Origin of the sequence: Leifsonia sp. NCR5, assembly GCF_002105485.1 — a bacterium.
In the GTDB taxonomy this organism is placed as follows: domain Bacteria; phylum Actinomycetota; class Actinomycetes; order Actinomycetales; family Microbacteriaceae; genus Leifsonia.
Genome location: NZ_NCSR01000001.1, coordinates 191,709 through 207,069, shown reverse-complemented (window position 1 = coordinate 207,069; position 15,361 = coordinate 191,709). Strand labels below are relative to the sequence as shown.

Below are 15,361 nucleotides of genomic sequence, written 5' to 3'. Positions count from 1 at the left end.
GGTCAGCGCTCAAGGATGCGGATCGGGAGGGGGTGCCGTGCGGAAGTCCACCCTGGCCGACCTGCTGGACGCGGCGGACGACACCCTCGTCGGTCGCGCAGCGGACGGAGACACCGTCGCGTTCGAAGTGCTCGTGCGCCGCCACGGACCGCTGATGCGCGCATACGCCGCCCGGATGCTCGGCTCGACCTACGAGTCCGACGACGTCGTGCAGGAGACCTTCGTGACCGCGTGGCGACGTCTCGGCGAGCTGGAGAACGGCGCGGCGGTGAAGAGCTGGCTGATCCGCATCCTGAGCAGACGGTGCATCGACCGCATCCGGGCGCGGCACGAGCACGACGACGTCACCGAGCTGGACGTGCCGACGCAGCAGAAGGACGATCCCGGCCATCTCGCCGAGGTCAGGACGGCCTCTGCCGCACTCGGCAGGGCGCTCGACGGTCTGCCGGAACTGCAGCGGAGGTGCTGGGTGCTGCGCGAAGTGGGACAGTACAGTTACGACGACATAGCGACCGAGCTCGGCATCCCCGCATCCACGGTGCGCGGCCAGCTGGCGAGAGCTCGCAAGAATCTGCTCGAGGCGATGGAGGACTGGCGATGACAGACCCGCTCCTGCCCGAGGACGAACTCATCGACGGCCACACGCTCGACGAGCTGAGCGACTACCTCGCGAACGGCCGCCGCCCGGCCAACCCGGCCATCGACGACTCCCCGGAATGCCAGGCGGCTCTCGCCGCACTGGACCGTCTCGGCCGCGCCACCACGCAGCTCCTCGAAGCCGAGGCCGCGGCCACCCCGGCAGACGACACCTGGGTCTCCCGCATCCTCACGGGCATCCGCCTGGATGTGCAGGCAGGCAGACGCGTCCCGATCGTGCACGACGACCCCGCCGCGGACCTCTCCCTGACCGAGGGGGCGGTCCGTGCGCTCGTGCGCAGCGTCGGCGACGATGTCGACGGCGTGATCGTGGGCCGCTGCCGACTCGACGGCGACCTCGAGACCCCCGGCTCCCCGATCGCCGTGCACCTCGAGATCTCGGTGCGTTTCGGCCTCCCCCTGGACGGCACGGCCGCTGCGGTGCGCAACGCCGTGGCGGCGGAGCTCGTCAAGCACGCCGAGCTGACGGTCGCCTCAGTGGATGTGGTGGTCACGGATGTGCGCGAGCCTCGCGCGGGCAAGGAGCAGGGATGAGCGCGACGCACGCCTCCGACGAGACACCGGCGGACACGCTGACCGGCCTCTCCGACCACATCCTCGGCGTGCCGGGCGTCTCCACCGTCTACCCGGCGGCATCGCCGGTCGCCCAGGTGGTGTCCGCGATCGGCGCTGCGCTCACGCCGGCAGACGCGGACCGGGAGGGCGTCGCAGAGCGGGTGGACATCGCGCTGAGCGACGACCGCATCCGGGTGCGAATCGGCGTGGACGGCGTCGAACCGGCCGGCGAGGTGTGCCGCACGGTGTACGCGGTCGTCCGGGCGTGGGCGGACAGGACGGGCCGCACCGGGTGCGTCGTCGACGTCACCGCGGCGACCATCGGGGACTGACGGGCGCGACACGTCCGGTGACCCCCGCACTGGGGACGGGCGAATCGCGACCCGGCGGAAATCCGAGACGTACCGTCCTGTAGCCTCGGGCTACCGAGCCAGAACATCACAGGCATTTTCTGTTCGCTGGCATCGCTCGCGGCTCCACTGCGCGATCCCGCACCACCCGCACCCGTGAAATGGAACCCATGTCGACCTCTGCTGTCTCCGCACGCGCCCGCTCGAAGCGACCGGCCATGTTCATCGCTGCCGGCGCCGTCGCCGTCGCGCTGGCGTTCGCCGCCCCGCTCGCCGCGACCGCCGCCTCCTCTCCCGCCATCACGCTGACCACGCCGACGGCGAGTCAGTCTGGCACCGTCCACGTGACCGGTGAGTTCTTCGCGCCGTCCGAGACGCTCACCGTGGCCGTGGACGGCGTCGACCAGTCCCCGACCGCCGTCTCCGACGCGGCAGGCCTGCTGTCCGGCTACGACGTCTACCTCGCCGACGACATCACCGTCGGTGCGCACACCGTCACGGTGACCGGCGCGACCTCGGCCACCCCCGCCACGGCCACCCTGACCGTCGTCGCCGCCCCGGTCGTCACCCTCAGCCCAGCGACGGCCACCGTCACGGCAGCGCAGACCACCGGCTTCACCGCCACCGTCCACGGCTTCACGCCCAACGGCACCGTCACCTTCGGGATGGGCAACGCCGCCTTCGGCGACGTCATCGGCACGGCTGTCGCGGACGCCACCGGAACCGCGACGCTGACCTACGTCTTCAAGCCCGGGGCCCCCTTCCCGGCCGCGGCGGCGACGACGTACAGTGTCGTCGCCAGCAACGCCGACTTCAGCATCAAGTCGCTCGGCACGACGTTCGTCGTCACGGACGACCCCGCCGCTCCGGCACCGGCCGCTCCCGCCACCCCGGTCAAGACCACGGCCAGCTTCACCGGCTGATCCCGCTCCGCACAGATCCGTCGGCAGCGCCTCCTGAGGCTGCCGGCGGATCTTCGCCGTTCACCCCCCATCCGATCCGGAAGCAATGACACCGACCGCCCTCGCCAGCCGGCTGGCAGCAACCGCCGCCGCCATCGCCGTGGCAGCAGCAGCCCTCACCGGATGCGCGCCCTCCGCACCGAAGCCGTCCGCCGCGCCGCACACCGCGGCCGCGACGCCGACGGCGTCCTCTCCCTCCGCGGCACCCACCGCCGCCCCGTCGGTCGGCACATCGGCGACGGCGACAGGCGCGAGCGTCGACGTGTACGCGCAGCCGGACGGGGCCGTCGTGAGCACGCTGGCGAACCCGATCCCGTCCGGAGCGCCGCTGACCTTCCTGGTCGACACCGCATCCGGTCCCTGGCTGAAGGTCGGGCTCGCCCAGCGCCCCAACGGCAGCACGGGATGGGTCAAGGCCGACAGCGTGGTGCTGCACAGCCTCTCGTACAGCCTCACCGCATCCACTGTCGCCAACACGCTGTCGCTGTACCGGGACGGCGCCCTGGTGAAGACGTATTCCGCCGCGACCGGCACGGGAGACACCCCGACGCCGCACGGCTCGTTCTACGTCACCGAGTTGCTCGCCCCCACGAACGAGGGTTACGGCCCGTACGCGTTCGGCCTGTCCGCTTTCTCCGACGTGCTCAACAGCTTCGGCGGCGGACCCGGCCAGATCGGCCTGCACGGAACGGACGACGCGGCGAGCATCGGCCGGGCGGTCAGCCACGGCTGCATCCGGCTCGCCAACGCCGACATCACCGAGCTGGCGGGGATCCTGCCGTTGGGGACTCCGATCACGATCGAGTGACCGATGGCGTCCCGCCCGTGTCGCCCGACCCGTCCGGCTGAGCCGTGAGCTCCGCCGCGTGCTCGCGCGCGTAGCGCTGGGCGCGGCCGATCCGCACCGCGTAGTACGGCACGAGGAACACCAGCATCGCGACCAGCAGCACCGCGAGCCCGACGGAGAACGCCGCGTTCTGGCCCTCCACGATGGAGCGCACCTGCTGCACGGCGATGCTGAGGTAGAGCAGCGTCGTCCAGCCCAGGGTGAAGCTGAGCACCGTGGGGACGATCGCCGCGTATTTCGCCGCTGCGACGCGCTCTGCGGGGTCCAGGTCCAGGTCCTTCTTACTGAGGACGACCCTCCCGACCTTCCTGACCGTCCCGAGATCCCCGCCCACCGTGCTCCGCAGCCGCCGGTTGAGCGGCACAGTGAACGCGATGCACGCCACAGCAGCGGCGAGCGAGGCGAACTGGAGGGCGATGACCAGCGCCCCGCCGATGTCGGGTGACAGGAGCGCGCCGAACGCGACGACCCCCACCGCGTACGCCGCGACGAAGATCCCTGCCACGATCAGCACCTTCCGCTGGATCTCCCGGCGGCCGACGGGCATCCACTCGTCGTCGGCCCGTGGATGCGCCTGCTCGTGCCGCTGAAGCAGCCCGCCGACGGCGAGCGCCAGCGGCGTGAGCACCGCTCCCCCCGCGATGAACAGGATCGGCAGCCACACCGGCGCCCCGGCCAGCACGGCGAAAAGCACGATCGCGACAGCCGCGAGCACTTCGAGGCCGACCACGACCCACAGGTAGCGGAGGAAGAAGGATCGGCTGCCCTGCGACCCGCGCACATCCCAGTACGACGTCAGCGAACCGAGGACCAGGGGCCCGTAGATCAGGATCGTCAGGGCGAAGATCGCCAGGAGGTCGAGTCCGGCGGAGTGCCTGGACGACTGGGTGACGATCAGCAGCACGCCCCCGGCCACCAGCGCGGTGCCGAGAACGGTGGAGAGGATGAAAGCCAGAACCTTCACAGCGATGCCCTTTCGCGAGGCTGACCGCGACACAGCGGCCCTTCGCATCAAACGCCGCCACGCGCGGCAACACAAGGTCGATCTGACGATTTCTCACTTCGCCGCGACCTATTCTTGACCGGTGAACGCTGACGCGAAGGACCCGGCGCCGCCCCGCCGTGCGGCGATCGTCTACAACCCGACCAAGGTGGATGTGGGCACGCTCCGTGCTCTCGTCGCGCGCGAAGAAGAAGGCGGCGGCTGGGCGGAGTCGCTCTGGTTCGAGACGAGCGCGGCCGACGACGGCCGGGCCGCCGCGCAGAGCGCTCTGGCCGAGCATCCGGAGCTGGCCGTGATCGTCGGAGGCGACGGGACGCTCCGCGCGTCTGCCGAGGTCCTCGCCGGGACGGGCATCCCGCTCGGACTGGTCCCGGCGGGAACCGGCAACCTGTTCGCGCGCGAACTGCGCCTCCCCGTCTCCAACATTAAGGCCGCGGTGACCACCGCGTTCACCGGGGTGGATGCGAACGCCGACCTCGGTCTCGCCGTGCTCGACCGGCCGGACGGCACGCAGACCAGGCGCGCCTTCCTCGTGATGGCCGGGATCGGACTGGATGCGCACATGGCCGGGCACACGAACCAGCGCCTCAAGAAGCGCATCGGCTGGCTGGCGTACTCGGACCCGATCGCACGCAGCATCCTGGGCAACAAGCAGTTCGACCTCCACTACGCGCTCGACGACGAACCGGAGGTGGCCCTCCGGGCGCACACGGTGATCGTCGGCAACTCGGGCAGCCTCACCGCCGGCCTGCTCCTGATCCCCTCCGCGACCATCGACGACGGCCTGCTCGACGCCGTCGTCCTCCGCCCCCGCGGAGGCGGCGGCTGGACGAACATCGGCTACCGCCTCACCTTCAACCGGATGCTGCACCGCACCGGCTTCGGCCGCTTCGTGTCGCGGTACAGCCCCACGCCGCGAGCGATCCGCTACGCGCAGGCGAAGACGATGCGTGTCCGGTTCGACGAGCCGCAGGAGATCCAGCTCGACGGCGACCCGAACGGCGTGGTGGTCGGGGCGACGCTCACGGTGCAGCCGCACGCGCTGACGGTGCGGGTGGACCCGCAGCGGGCAGCGCAGCGCCGCAGCGCCGCTCCCGTGCTGGCGTCGTAGCGGCGGCTGCTCCGGTCGCGCTGCCCAGCGCGGGGGATACACTGCCGCCATGCACGCTGGGTCTTCCCCGCCGCGAGCCACCGACGCGACACCGTCGCGGACCCTCGCGCGCCTGTCGGCCTGGTACACGCGCCACGATCCCGGCCACGCAGCCCTCCGCCGCGCCGCCCGCACGGCGATCGTCATGCCGGTGCTGTTCGCCTTCAGCAGCGTCGTGCTCGGCGACGCCCGGGTGGGCACCTTCGCCGCCTTCGGCTCGTTCGCCATGCTGATGCTGGTGGATTTCGCCGGCCCGATGCGCGAACGCCTCCAGGCCCAGCTCGGCCTCGCGATCACCGGCGCCATGTTCGTGTGCCTGGGAACCCTCGCGTCCTCCCCGGTCTGGCTGGCCGTCGCCGCGATGGCGGTGGTGGCGTTCGCCGTGCTGTTCGCCGGGACGGTCAGCTCCGTGCTCGCGTCGGCGAGCACCTCCCTGCTGCTGGCCTTCATCCTGCCCGTCACCCTCCCAGGGACGGTCGCCGACATCCCACCGCGCCTCCTCGGCTGGGGTTTGGCGGCGGTCGTCGGCCTGGTGGCCATCGCGGCCCTCTGGCCGGCGCCAACCAGGGAACCCCTCCGAGCCCCGGCCGCCGCGGCGTGCCGCGCACTGGCCGCCCGCCTCCGCGCCGACGTCGCCTATCTGCACGGCGACGGCGACCCGGCCCTGTCCTCGGCACGCGACGCAGCCGTCACAGCCGCAGACATCGCGGTCGACGCACTGCAAACGGTCTTCCTCGCGTCCCCCTACCGCCCCACCGGTCTCAGCACATCCGCCCGCACGATCGTGCGCCTCGTCGACGAGCTCACCTGGCTCAACATCCAGATCTCCCAGTCGGCGCTGTCCCCTCCCCTCGGTTCCACCCCGGCCTCCCCGCTCCGCGAGACGGCCCTGCAGTCGAAGCTCGCCGCGGCGGCAGCACTGGATGCGGGCGGCCGGCTGCTGCTGACATCCGGCGGAGACCCCGCCCCCCTCGAGTCCGCCCTGGCCGACCTCCGGCAGGCCCGCGCCGCCGTATACGCGGCCGCCATGTCGATGCCCGCGCTGCCGGGCGGCGCATCCATCCCGGGTGGCGCCTCCCTCACCACTTCCACCCCCAGCCCCCTCGTCTCCGCACTCGACCCGGGCTTCCGCGCCCAGGAGCTCAGCCACGCCGTCGACCAGGCCGCCCGGAACATCGCACTCACCGCGAGGGCGGAGCGCCGCACCTGGTGGCAGCGCGTCCTCGGCAGGCAGCCCGGCGACGTGCCCGGCCCGCTGGCGGCGGCCGAGGAGCGCGCGAGCGGCTACTTCACCTGGCATTCCGTCTGGCTGAGGAACAGCATCCGGGGCGCAGCCGCCCTCGCGCTCGCGGTGCTGCTGGCTGATCTCACGGGCGTGCAGCACTCGTTCTGGGTGGTGCTCGGCACTCTCTCCGTACTCCGCTCCAACGCGCTCAGCACCGGCCAGACCGCCCTCCGCGGCGTGCTGGGCACCTCGCTCGGCGTCGTGGCCGGAGCGATCCTGCTCCTCGCGATCGGCACAAACACGGTGGCCCTGTGGGTGCTCCTCCCCATCGCGGTCCTCTTCGCCGGAATCGCCCCCGCCGCCATCTCGTTCGCCGCCGGCCAGGCCGCGTTCACGATCACCCTCGTGCTGCTCTTCAACATCATCGCGCCCACAGGCTGGACCGTCGGCCTGCTCCGCATCGAAGACATCGCCATCGGCTGCGGCGTCAGCCTCCTGGTCGGCGTGCTCTTCTGGCCCAGAGGAGCATCTGCCGCCCTCCGCCAGGCCCTCGCCGAGGCATACGCCGACGGCCTCCGCTACCTCTCCGCCGCCGTCGCATACGGTCTCGGCCGCTGCGCCCAGTCGGCAGACGCGCTCCCCCGCCCCACCCCGCAATCGACGAAAGCCGCAGCCTCCTCCCGCCGCCTCGACGACACRTTCCGCACCTACCTGGCCGAGCGCGGCACCAAACACCTCCCCCTCGCCCAGGTCACCGCCCTGGTCACAGGCGTGGCCGGCGTCCGCCTCGCCGCAGACTCGATCGTCGACGTCTGGCAGGGCCAACTCCCGGTCCCCGCAGACGTCTCAGCACCCCGCCGCCCCCTCCAACACCTGGCCGCCCGCCTGACCACCTGGTACGACCAACTCGGCACAGCCCTCGTCACCCACGCCACGCCACCACTCCCCCTCCACCGCGACCCCGCCGCCGAGCGCAGCCTCGCCGAGGCGATCACGCCCGACCTGGATGCGGTTGCCGCGGACGCCGCCGCCCTCACCTCCCCAAGCGCTGCCACCACCGTCCGCCTCATCTGGACAGCCGACTACCTCGATGTGGTCCGCCGCCTCCAAGCACTCATCACCTTCTCCGAGACTGCGGCCCGCGACACGCCCCAGCGCACACCCCCCGGGAACGACGAAGGGCCGACCTGATTTCCATCAGATCGGCCCTCGTACGTTATGTCCGTGCGCGAGGGGGGACTTGAACCCCCACGCCCTTTCGAGCACTGGCACCTGAAGCCAGCGCGTCTGCCAATTCCGCCACTCGCGCGAACTAGGAGAGACTAACACGACCTCCGCATCCATTTCGAATCAGGGTCCCTTCGGTGCCTTCTCACCCGTTCCGACTAACATGCTCATAGTCGACGAGCCGGGAGCGGGAGACCTGTGGGCATTCTGGACAACTTCGAGAGGGGTCTCGAACGTGCTGTCAATGGCGCGTTCGCCAAGACCTTTCGGTCGGGGCTGCAACCGGTCGAGCTCACCAGCGCGCTGAGGCGGGAGCTGGACACCAAGGCCGCCGTCGTCACGCGGGACCGCATCCTGGCCCCCAACCGGTTCGCCCTGCGCATGTCGCCCGCCGACTACAAGCGGATGCGCGGGATGGGGGCGGCGCTCACCGATGAGCTCGTCTCGTTCGTGCAGCAGCACGCGACGACCCAGCACTACCAGTTCGCGGGCGGCATCTCCATTGACCTCGTCGAGGACTCCACCATCACCGAGGGCATGCTGCAGGTCGACTCGGAGAACGTGAAGGGCGCCGTCGCGTGGACACCCGTGCTCGACATCGGCGGCAAGCATTACCCGCTCACCCGGTCCACCACCGTCATCGGGCGCGGAAGCGACGCGGACATCACCGTCGACGACACCGGCATCTCCCGCAAGCACGTGCAGATCATCTGGGATGGGCAGCGCGCCCAGGTGCAGGATCTCGGCTCCACGAACGGCTCCCAGCTGAACGGCCAGCCGGTGCGGAAGGCGATTCTCGAGCCGGAATCCGTCATCACCATCGGTCGTACCCGTATTGTGTTCCGGGTGCTGCCGCAGGCGGCGCCAGCCCCGTCCGCCGGTCAGGGCTTCGCCGACGACGTGACGCGGCGCAACGACATCGGGAATTTCTGGAGCGAATCGTGAACCCCAGTGAGCTGACGCTGCTCGTGCTGCGGTTCGGCTTCCTCCTGCTGCTGTGGCTGTTCGTGTTCGGCATCGTCTACGCGCTGCGCACCGACCTGTTCGGGCAGCGGGTCCGCAAACTTCCGGATGCGCAACAAGCCGCATCCCCGTTCGTCGCGGCCCCCGGCGGCGCGGCACCGGCGGGCGCGGCGGCGGGCGCAGCGGCAGCCGGCCGCCCCATGCAGGCCCCTCCCGTCTCCAGCCTCCCGTCCGGCGCGAACACCGCCACCGGACGCCCCAAGGCCACCACGCAGTCCGCCGGCCGCCTGGTCATCACCTCCGGCCCGCGCCAGGGCACCGAGCTGGCCCTCGGCCGCGACCCGATCACCATCGGCCGGTCGAGCGAGTCCGGGCTGGTCATCCGCGACGACTACACCTCCACCCACCACGCCCGCCTGCTCCTCTGGAACGACGAGTGGATGGTCCAGGACCTCGACTCCACGAACGGCACCTTCCTCGACGGCCGCCGGGTCACCGTCCCCACCCAGATCCCGCTCGACACCCCGATCAAGATCGGCACGACGACGTTCGAGCTGCGACGGTAGACGTGGCGGCGAATCGGGCAGCGGCCGTCTCTCACGTCGGGAAGATCCGCTCCAACAATCAGGACTCCGGCTATGCCGGGCATGACCTGTTCGTCGTCGCAGACGGGATGGGCGGCCACGCGGGCGGCGACGTCGCCTCCGCCATCGCCGTCAACCGCATCCGCGAGGCCGACAAGGAGTACGCGACGGCCACCGAGGCGGAGTTCGCCCTGCAGTCCGCGCTGATCGCCGCGAACTCGCTGCTCGCCGAGACCGTGTTCGAGCATCCGGAGCTCACCGGCATGGGCACGACCGTGAGCGCCATCGTGCGGGTCGGCGACCAGCTCGCGCTCGCCCACATCGGCGACTCCCGCATCTACCTGTTCCGCGATGGAGAGCTCAAGCAGGTCTCCATCGACCACACCTTCGTGCAGCGGCTCGTCGACAGCGGCCGCATCACCGAGGAGGAGGCGATGGTCCACCCCCGCCGGTCCGTGCTGATGCGCGTGCTCGGCGACGTGGATGCGTCCCCCGAGATCGACACCTGGATCCTGGACACCCGGCCGGGAGACCGCTGGCTGATCTGTTCGGACGGCCTGAGCGGCGTGGTCAAGCACGACGACATGGTCGCGGCCCTGTCGTCGAGGGATGCGCCGAAGCAGGTCGCCGAGAAGCTCGTGCGACAGAGCCTCGATGCCGGAGCCCCGGACAACGTCACCGTCGTCATCCTCGACATCGCGGACACGGCTCGCGGCGAGACCATGAAAGACCCGGTCACGGTCGGCTCCGCCGCCTCCCCGCTGTCCTTCGACACCGAGGCCAAGCCGACCACCCGCACCACGCGCCTGCCGTCGCTGCGGTTGCACCCCATCCGTCCGGCCACCGGACCGACGCACTTCGAGCCGCAGTCCGAGGACTATCTGGACGAGCTGATCGAGGAGGATCAGCGCCGCGTCCGCCGTCGCCGCGTCACCTGGCTCGTCGGCGTGATCGTCCTCGTACTCGCCATCGCCCTCGCCGCGCTGTTCGGCTACCAGTGGACGCAGTCGCGGTACTTCGTCGGCGCGGCACCGTCCGGAAACGTGGCCATCTTCCAGGGGGTCCAGCAGAATCTGGGCCCGATCTCCCTCTCGCACGTCTATGAGGAGTCGAGCGTGAACGTCGACGAACTCCCCGCGTACGACAAGCAGCTCGTGGAGCAGACCATCAACGCCGACAGCCTCGAGTCGGCCAAAGCGATCGTGAATCAACTGTCCGATGCCGTCAAACAGTAACGCTGCGACGCTGGACCAGCCCGCGCCGGCCACCGGCAGGGTCAAACGACTGCGCCTGCCCGCCAAGCTCCGCAACCTGGAGCTGGCGCTGCTCATCGTCGCCTGCGCCATCAACGCGGTCGCCGTCGTGCTCGTGCAGCTCGGCGCCCTCGGCCACGTGGACCTCACGCTGCTCTACCTCGGCGTCGGCCTCTCCGTCCTGGTGTTCGGGATGCACATCGCGCTCCGCTACGTCGCCCCGCAGGCCGACCCGTTCCTGCTGCCCATCGCCACCGTGCTCAACGGCATCGGCATCGCCGAGATCTACCGCATCGACATCCACTACCAGGACACCGGCTGGAACAGCGCCGGCGTGCGCCAGATCGTGTGGAGCGCCATCGCGATCATCTGCGCACTGGCGGTCATCATCGTCATTCGCAACCACCGCGTCCTGCAGCGATACACCTACATCTTCGGGTTCGCGGCGCTCGTCCTGCTCCTGCTGCCGATGCTCCCCGGCATCGGCAAGGAGATCTACGGCGCGCGCGTCTGGATCGGCATCGGCCCGTTCAGCTTCCAGCCCGGCGAGATCGCCAAGCTCTGCCTCGCGATCTTCTTCGCCGGCTACCTCGTGCAGCACCGCGACTCGCTCTCGATGGTCGGCAAGAAGTTCCTCGGGATGCGGTTTCCGCGTGCCAGGGACCTCGGCCCCATCCTGATCGTCTGGCTGATGTCGATGGCGGTCATCGTGTTCCAGCGCGACCTCGGCACCGGTCTCCTGATCTTCGGCCTGTTCCTCGTGATGCTGTACGTCGCGACGGCCAGGATCAGCTGGGTCATCCTGGGTCTTCTGCTGATCGTGGGCGGCGCCGTCGTCGCCAGCCAGGTGCTCGTCTACGTGCACGACCGGTTCGAGAACTGGCTCAACCCGTTCGCGCAGAAGGTCTACGACGCGGACGGCGGCAGTTTCCAGCTGGTGCAGGGCCTGTTCGGGCTCGCGCACGGCGGGCTCATCGGCACCGGCCTCGGCCAGGGTCAGCCGTGGGTGACGCCGGTCTCGCAGAGCGACTACATCATCGCGAGCATCGGCGAGGAGCTCGGCCTGGCCGGCCTGTTCGCGATCTTCGCGCTGTATCTGCTGTTCGTCGCGCGCGGTCTGCGCATCGGGTTCGCCGGCCAGGACGACTTCGGCAAGCTGTTGGCCGTCGGCCTGGCGTTCACCGTGGCACTGCAGTGCTTCATCGTCATCGGCGGCGTGACCAGGGTCATCCCGCTGACCGGTCTGACCACGCCGTTCCTCGCGGCGGGCGGTTCGTCGCTCGTCGCCAACTGGATCATCGTCGCTCTGCTGCTGCGGCTGTCGGACACCGTCCGCAACCAACCCCGTCTGGTGGTGAGCTGAGTGAATCGCGAGATCAAGCGGATCAGCACGATCGTGCTGCTGATGTTCGTCGCCCTGCTGGTGTCGACGTCCATCCTCGCCGTGTTCCAGGCGGACGCCCTGACGGCGGATGCGCGCAACAGCCGGGCGCGCAACGACAGCTACGCGCAGCAGCGCGGCGCCATCCTGGTCGCCGGACAGCCGGTCGCGCAGTCCGTCCCGTCGAACGACGTGTACAAGTTCCAGCGCGTGTACAGCAACGGCCCGCTCTACTCCTCCGTCACGGGCTTCTTCCCGGTCAACGGCGAGCCGACGGGCCTGGAGGGCGCCCTGGACGACAAGCTCTCCGGTTCGTCGAACTCGCAGTTCTTCGACCGCGTCAACGCGATCCTGACGGGCAAGAACCCGCAGGGCGCCTCCGTCGAGACCACCATCGACCCCGTCGCTCAGCAGGCGGCGTACGACGCGCTCGGCAGCTACCAGGGCGCCGTGGTGCTCATGGAGCCGAAGACCGGCCGCATCCTGGCGATGGTCTCGAAGCCCGATTTCGACCCGAACACCCTGGCCGGCCACGACGGCGACACGGTCAACGCCAACTATCAGGCCCTTCTGGATGCGCAGGGCAGCCCCCTGACCAACCGCACCATCGGCGGCGACCTCAACCCGCCGGGCTCCACCTTCAAGCCCGTGATGAGCGCCTCGGCGTTCGAGTCGGGCAAGTTCACCAAGGACAGCCAGCTGCCCAACCTGTCGTCCCTGCCGCTGCCCGGATCGCCCACGGTCGTCAAGAACGACAACTTCTCCACCTGCGGCCCCGGCGCCACCGTCTCGATCGCGACCGCGCAGATCCTGAGCTGCAACATCCCGTTCGCCGAGCTCGGGATGCAGCTGGACCCGCAGACGATCCACACGCAGGCCGAGAAGTTCGGCTTCAACCAGTCGCTGAAGATCCCGATCCCGGTGGAGAAGAGCGTTTACCCGCTCTACGTCGACGACGCGAAGCGCGCGCTCGGCTCGTTCGGTCAGTACAACGACAAGGCGACTCCGCTGCAGATGGCGATGGTGTCGGCGGCGATCGCGAACGGCGGCAAGCTGATGTACCCGAACCTGGTCGACTCGATCCGCTCGGCCGACCTGCAGACCCTCGAGAGCTTCCAGGCGAAAGAGTTCAGCCAGGCGCTCAGCCAGCAGAACGCCGACACGATCAAGCAGATGATGGTCGACGGCGTCGATCACGGCGTGGCGAGCAATGCAAGAATAGACGGGGTCGAGGTCGGCGGTAAGACCGGAACGGCGCAGAACGGGGACAACGACCCGTTCACGCTCTGGTTCACAGGTTTCGCGCCGGCGAACGATCCTCAGTTCGCTGTGGCGGTTGTTGTTGAAAATGGCGGTGGACAAGGTCAGAACGGCACGGGTAACTCCATCGCCGCTCCGATCGCGAAGAAAGTACTAGAGGCGGTGCTGAATAAATGAGACCCACAGCAGGGCTCACCTTCGGGGGACGTTACGAGCTGCAGTCGCGTATCGCGATCGGCGGCATGGGCGAGGTCTGGCAAGCGACAGACCTCGTCATCGGACGCACCGTCGCCATCAAGATCCTCAAGGACGAATACCTGGGTGACCCGGGCTTCCTCGAGCGCTTCCGTGCCGAGGCCCGCCACGCCGCCCTGGTGAACCACGAGGGCATCGCGAACGTCTTCGACTACGGCGAGGAGGAGGGCAGCGCCTTCCTGGTGATGGAGCTCGTCCCCGGCGAGGCGCTGTCGACCATCCTGGAGCGCGAGCACGTGCTCAGCACGGACAAGACGCTCGACATCGTCGCGCAGACCGCCGCCGCGCTGCACGCCGCCCACGCCGCCGGGCTCGTCCACCGCGACATCAAGCCGGGCAACCTGCTGATCACGCCGGACGGCCGCGTCAAGATCACCGACTTCGGCATCGCCCGCATCGCCGACCAGGTTCCGCTGACGGCCACCGGCCAGGTCATGGGAACGGTCCAGTACCTCTCGCCGGAGCAGGCGTCCGGTCACCCGGCGTCTCCGACCACCGACATCTACTCGCTCGGCATCGTCGCGTACGAGTGCCTCGCCGGCCGCCGCCCGTTCACGGGCGAGTCGCAGGTCGCCATCGCGATGGCGCAGATCAACGAGGCTCCGCCCGAGCTCCCCGCCACGGTCGCCGAGCCGGTTCGCAACCTGGTCTTCGCGTGCATCGCGAAGAACCCGGCCGACCGCCCGGCGTCGGCAGCGCACCTGGCGCGTGCGGCTCAGGCCCTCCGCCGCGGCGACGTCCAGGCGGCCGCCGCCTCCGTGCCCGCCGTCCTCGGCGGTGCTGCTCTCGGCGGAGCGACCACGATGCTCATGCCGTCGGCGAACGCCGGCGCCACCGAGGCGACCACCGTGCTCCCGTCCGCGGGCGCGCGGACCATGCAGACCGAGGTGCAGGAAGCAGAGCCGTCGACCACGACGAAGAAGCGCAGCCCGTGGACCTGGCCGCTGATCGCGCTGATCGCTCTGCTGGCGCTCGTGCTCATCGGAACGATCATCGCCCTTGTCGCACAGCCGAACACGCCGGCGCCCACGCAGACCAAGACCACGACGAGCCAGCCGCCGGCGCCCAAGCCGACGACGCCGAGCCCGACCCCGACGAGCAACACCGTGCAGATCACGGAGGCCGACTTCGACGGGCTGACCGCCGACGCCGCGCGCGCCAAGCTGCAGGGCCTCGGGATGGTCGCCGACGTGCAGACCGGCAACGCCGCCACCGCGCAGGCCCAGGTGAACACGGTCTACTCCGTGAACCCCACCGGACCCGTGCAGAAGGGCGCCACGATCACGGTCAAGGTGTTCGGACCGGTGACCCCGATCCCGACGCCGACGGACGAGGTCACGGCCAACCCGAGCGAGGTCGACAACTTCGACCCGAACAACATGCCCAAGGTCACGGTCACCTTCGGATCGGCCACCTGCCCGGCCGGACAGGACCTCAAGGGCCGCGCGCTCTACGTCAACGGCACGCAGCAGACACCGGTGAACGCCACGTCCACGACGTGGACCCCGAACGCCGTCGGCACCTACCAGCTCTCGTACACGATCTTCTGTGGGGAGTCGATCGAGTCGGCGCAGTCGCCCGCGGTTCCGTACGTGGTCAAGGCCAGCGCATCCACCGGGGGAAACAACAATGGAGGAACAGGGACGGGGACGAACGGCGGCTGATCGCGCGTCTTCATCACGGGGATAT

Annotated in this window: 14 protein-coding genes and 1 tRNA gene; 13 read left to right on the top strand and 2 right to left on the bottom strand. The window is 69.9% G+C overall.

Annotated features, from left to right (window positions below; translation table 11 throughout):
* The first annotated feature begins 37 nt into the window (after nucleotides 1–37).
* The 5 genes from B7438_RS01045 (at nucleotide 38) to B7438_RS01025 (ending at nucleotide 3,332) form a co-directional block, all read left to right on the top strand.
* A complete protein-coding gene (locus B7438_RS01045; protein ID WP_085367477.1) occupies nucleotides 38–601 on the top strand; it encodes an RNA polymerase sigma factor in 564 nt (187 codons plus the stop codon).
* Nucleotides 598–1,191 carry a hypothetical protein gene (locus B7438_RS01040; protein ID WP_085367476.1) on the top strand — a complete coding sequence of 198 codons (594 nt, stop codon included), beginning with the start codon at nucleotides 598–600 and terminating at the stop codon, nucleotides 1,189–1,191. Before B7438_RS01045 ends, B7438_RS01040 begins: the two co-directional genes overlap by 4 nt.
* Nucleotides 1,188–1,544, top strand: a complete 357-nt coding sequence (locus B7438_RS01035) for a hypothetical protein (protein WP_085367475.1) — start codon at nucleotides 1,188–1,190, stop codon at nucleotides 1,542–1,544. Before B7438_RS01040 ends, B7438_RS01035 begins: the two co-directional genes overlap by 4 nt.
* 188 nt (nucleotides 1,545–1,732) lie before the next feature.
* Nucleotides 1,733–2,485, top strand: coding sequence for a hypothetical protein (locus B7438_RS01030; protein WP_085367474.1), 753 nt, complete (start codon nucleotides 1,733–1,735; stop codon nucleotides 2,483–2,485).
* Nucleotides 2,486–2,570: 85 nt separating this feature from the next.
* Nucleotides 2,571–3,332 carry a L,D-transpeptidase family protein gene (locus B7438_RS01025; protein WP_085367473.1) on the top strand — a complete coding sequence of 254 codons (762 nt, stop codon included), beginning with the start codon at nucleotides 2,571–2,573 and terminating at the stop codon, nucleotides 3,330–3,332.
* Here the strand turns inward: B7438_RS01025 and B7438_RS01020 are convergent.
* The gene (locus tag B7438_RS01020) at nucleotides 3,319–4,335 is read right to left on the bottom strand and encodes a hypothetical protein (RefSeq protein ID WP_085367472.1); all 1,017 of its coding nucleotides are present in this window, start codon (nucleotides 4,333–4,335) and stop codon (nucleotides 3,319–3,321) included. The two genes, B7438_RS01025 and B7438_RS01020, sit on opposite strands and share 14 nt — an antisense overlap.
* 121 nt (nucleotides 4,336–4,456) lie before the next feature.
* On the opposite strand from B7438_RS01020, the gene B7438_RS01015 reads away from it, so the two are divergent.
* Together B7438_RS01015 and B7438_RS01010 are read left to right on the top strand one after the other, a co-directional pair.
* Nucleotides 4,457–5,485 (top strand): diacylglycerol kinase family protein, encoded by a 1,029-nt coding sequence (locus tag B7438_RS01015; RefSeq protein WP_256921818.1) that lies wholly within the window; start codon nucleotides 4,457–4,459, stop codon nucleotides 5,483–5,485.
* Nucleotides 5,486–5,534: 49 nt separating this feature from the next.
* On the top strand, nucleotides 5,535–7,940 hold the full coding sequence (locus B7438_RS01010) for an FUSC family protein (protein WP_085367471.1): 2,406 nt from the start codon (nucleotides 5,535–5,537) through the stop codon (nucleotides 7,938–7,940).
* 34 nt (nucleotides 7,941–7,974) lie between these two features.
* Here the strand turns inward: B7438_RS01010 and B7438_RS01005 are convergent.
* A tRNA-Leu gene (locus tag B7438_RS01005) sits at nucleotides 7,975–8,058 on the bottom strand.
* Between the two features lie 116 nt (nucleotides 8,059–8,174).
* On the opposite strand from B7438_RS01005, the gene B7438_RS01000 reads away from it, so the two are divergent.
* The 6 genes from B7438_RS01000 to B7438_RS00975 are packed head-to-tail and all read left to right on the top strand — an operon-like array spanning nucleotide 8,175 to nucleotide 15,336.
* The gene (locus B7438_RS01000; RefSeq protein WP_085367470.1) at nucleotides 8,175–8,921 is read left to right on the top strand and encodes a DUF3662 and FHA domain-containing protein; all 747 of its coding nucleotides are present in this window, start codon (nucleotides 8,175–8,177) and stop codon (nucleotides 8,919–8,921) included.
* Nucleotides 8,918–9,505 (top strand): FHA domain-containing protein, encoded by a 588-nt coding sequence (locus B7438_RS00995; RefSeq protein WP_085367469.1) that lies wholly within the window; start codon nucleotides 8,918–8,920, stop codon nucleotides 9,503–9,505. The genes B7438_RS01000 and B7438_RS00995 overlap by 4 nt, the downstream gene beginning before the upstream one ends.
* Nucleotides 9,506–9,507: 2 nt before the next feature.
* Nucleotides 9,508–10,758, top strand: a complete 1,251-nt coding sequence (locus B7438_RS00990; protein WP_085367468.1) for a PP2C family serine/threonine-protein phosphatase — start codon at nucleotides 9,508–9,510, stop codon at nucleotides 10,756–10,758.
* Nucleotides 10,742–12,139 (top strand): FtsW/RodA/SpoVE family cell cycle protein, encoded by a 1,398-nt coding sequence (locus tag B7438_RS00985; RefSeq protein ID WP_085367467.1) that lies wholly within the window; start codon nucleotides 10,742–10,744, stop codon nucleotides 12,137–12,139. Before B7438_RS00990 ends, B7438_RS00985 begins: the two co-directional genes overlap by 17 nt.
* Nucleotides 12,140–13,594, top strand: a complete 1,455-nt coding sequence (locus B7438_RS00980) for a penicillin-binding protein 2 (RefSeq protein ID WP_085367466.1) — start codon at nucleotides 12,140–12,142, stop codon at nucleotides 13,592–13,594. It begins immediately after the preceding gene.
* Nucleotides 13,591–15,336 carry a serine/threonine-protein kinase gene (locus B7438_RS00975; RefSeq protein ID WP_085367465.1) on the top strand — a complete coding sequence of 582 codons (1,746 nt, stop codon included), beginning with the start codon at nucleotides 13,591–13,593 and terminating at the stop codon, nucleotides 15,334–15,336. Before B7438_RS00980 ends, B7438_RS00975 begins: the two co-directional genes overlap by 4 nt.
* Nucleotides 15,337–15,361 lie beyond the last annotated feature (25 nt).

Bases quoted from the DNA above. Each gene is read 5' to 3' on its own strand.
- B7438_RS01040 (WP_085367476.1), top strand. From the start codon at position 598: ATGACAGACCCGCTCCTGCCCGAGGACGAACTCATCGACGGCCACACG.
- B7438_RS01035 (WP_085367475.1), top strand. From the start codon at position 1,188: ATGAGCGCGACGCACGCCTCCGACGAGACACCGGCGGACACGCTGACC.
- B7438_RS01030 (WP_085367474.1), top strand. From the start codon at position 1,733: ATGTCGACCTCTGCTGTCTCCGCACGCGCCCGCTCGAAGCGACCGGCC.
- B7438_RS01025 (WP_085367473.1), top strand. From the start codon at position 2,571: ATGACACCGACCGCCCTCGCCAGCCGGCTGGCAGCAACCGCCGCCGCC.
- B7438_RS00985 (WP_085367467.1), top strand. From the start codon at position 10,742: ATGCCGTCAAACAGTAACGCTGCGACGCTGGACCAGCCCGCGCCGGCC.
- B7438_RS00975 (WP_085367465.1), top strand. From the start codon at position 13,591: ATGAGACCCACAGCAGGGCTCACCTTCGGGGGACGTTACGAGCTGCAG.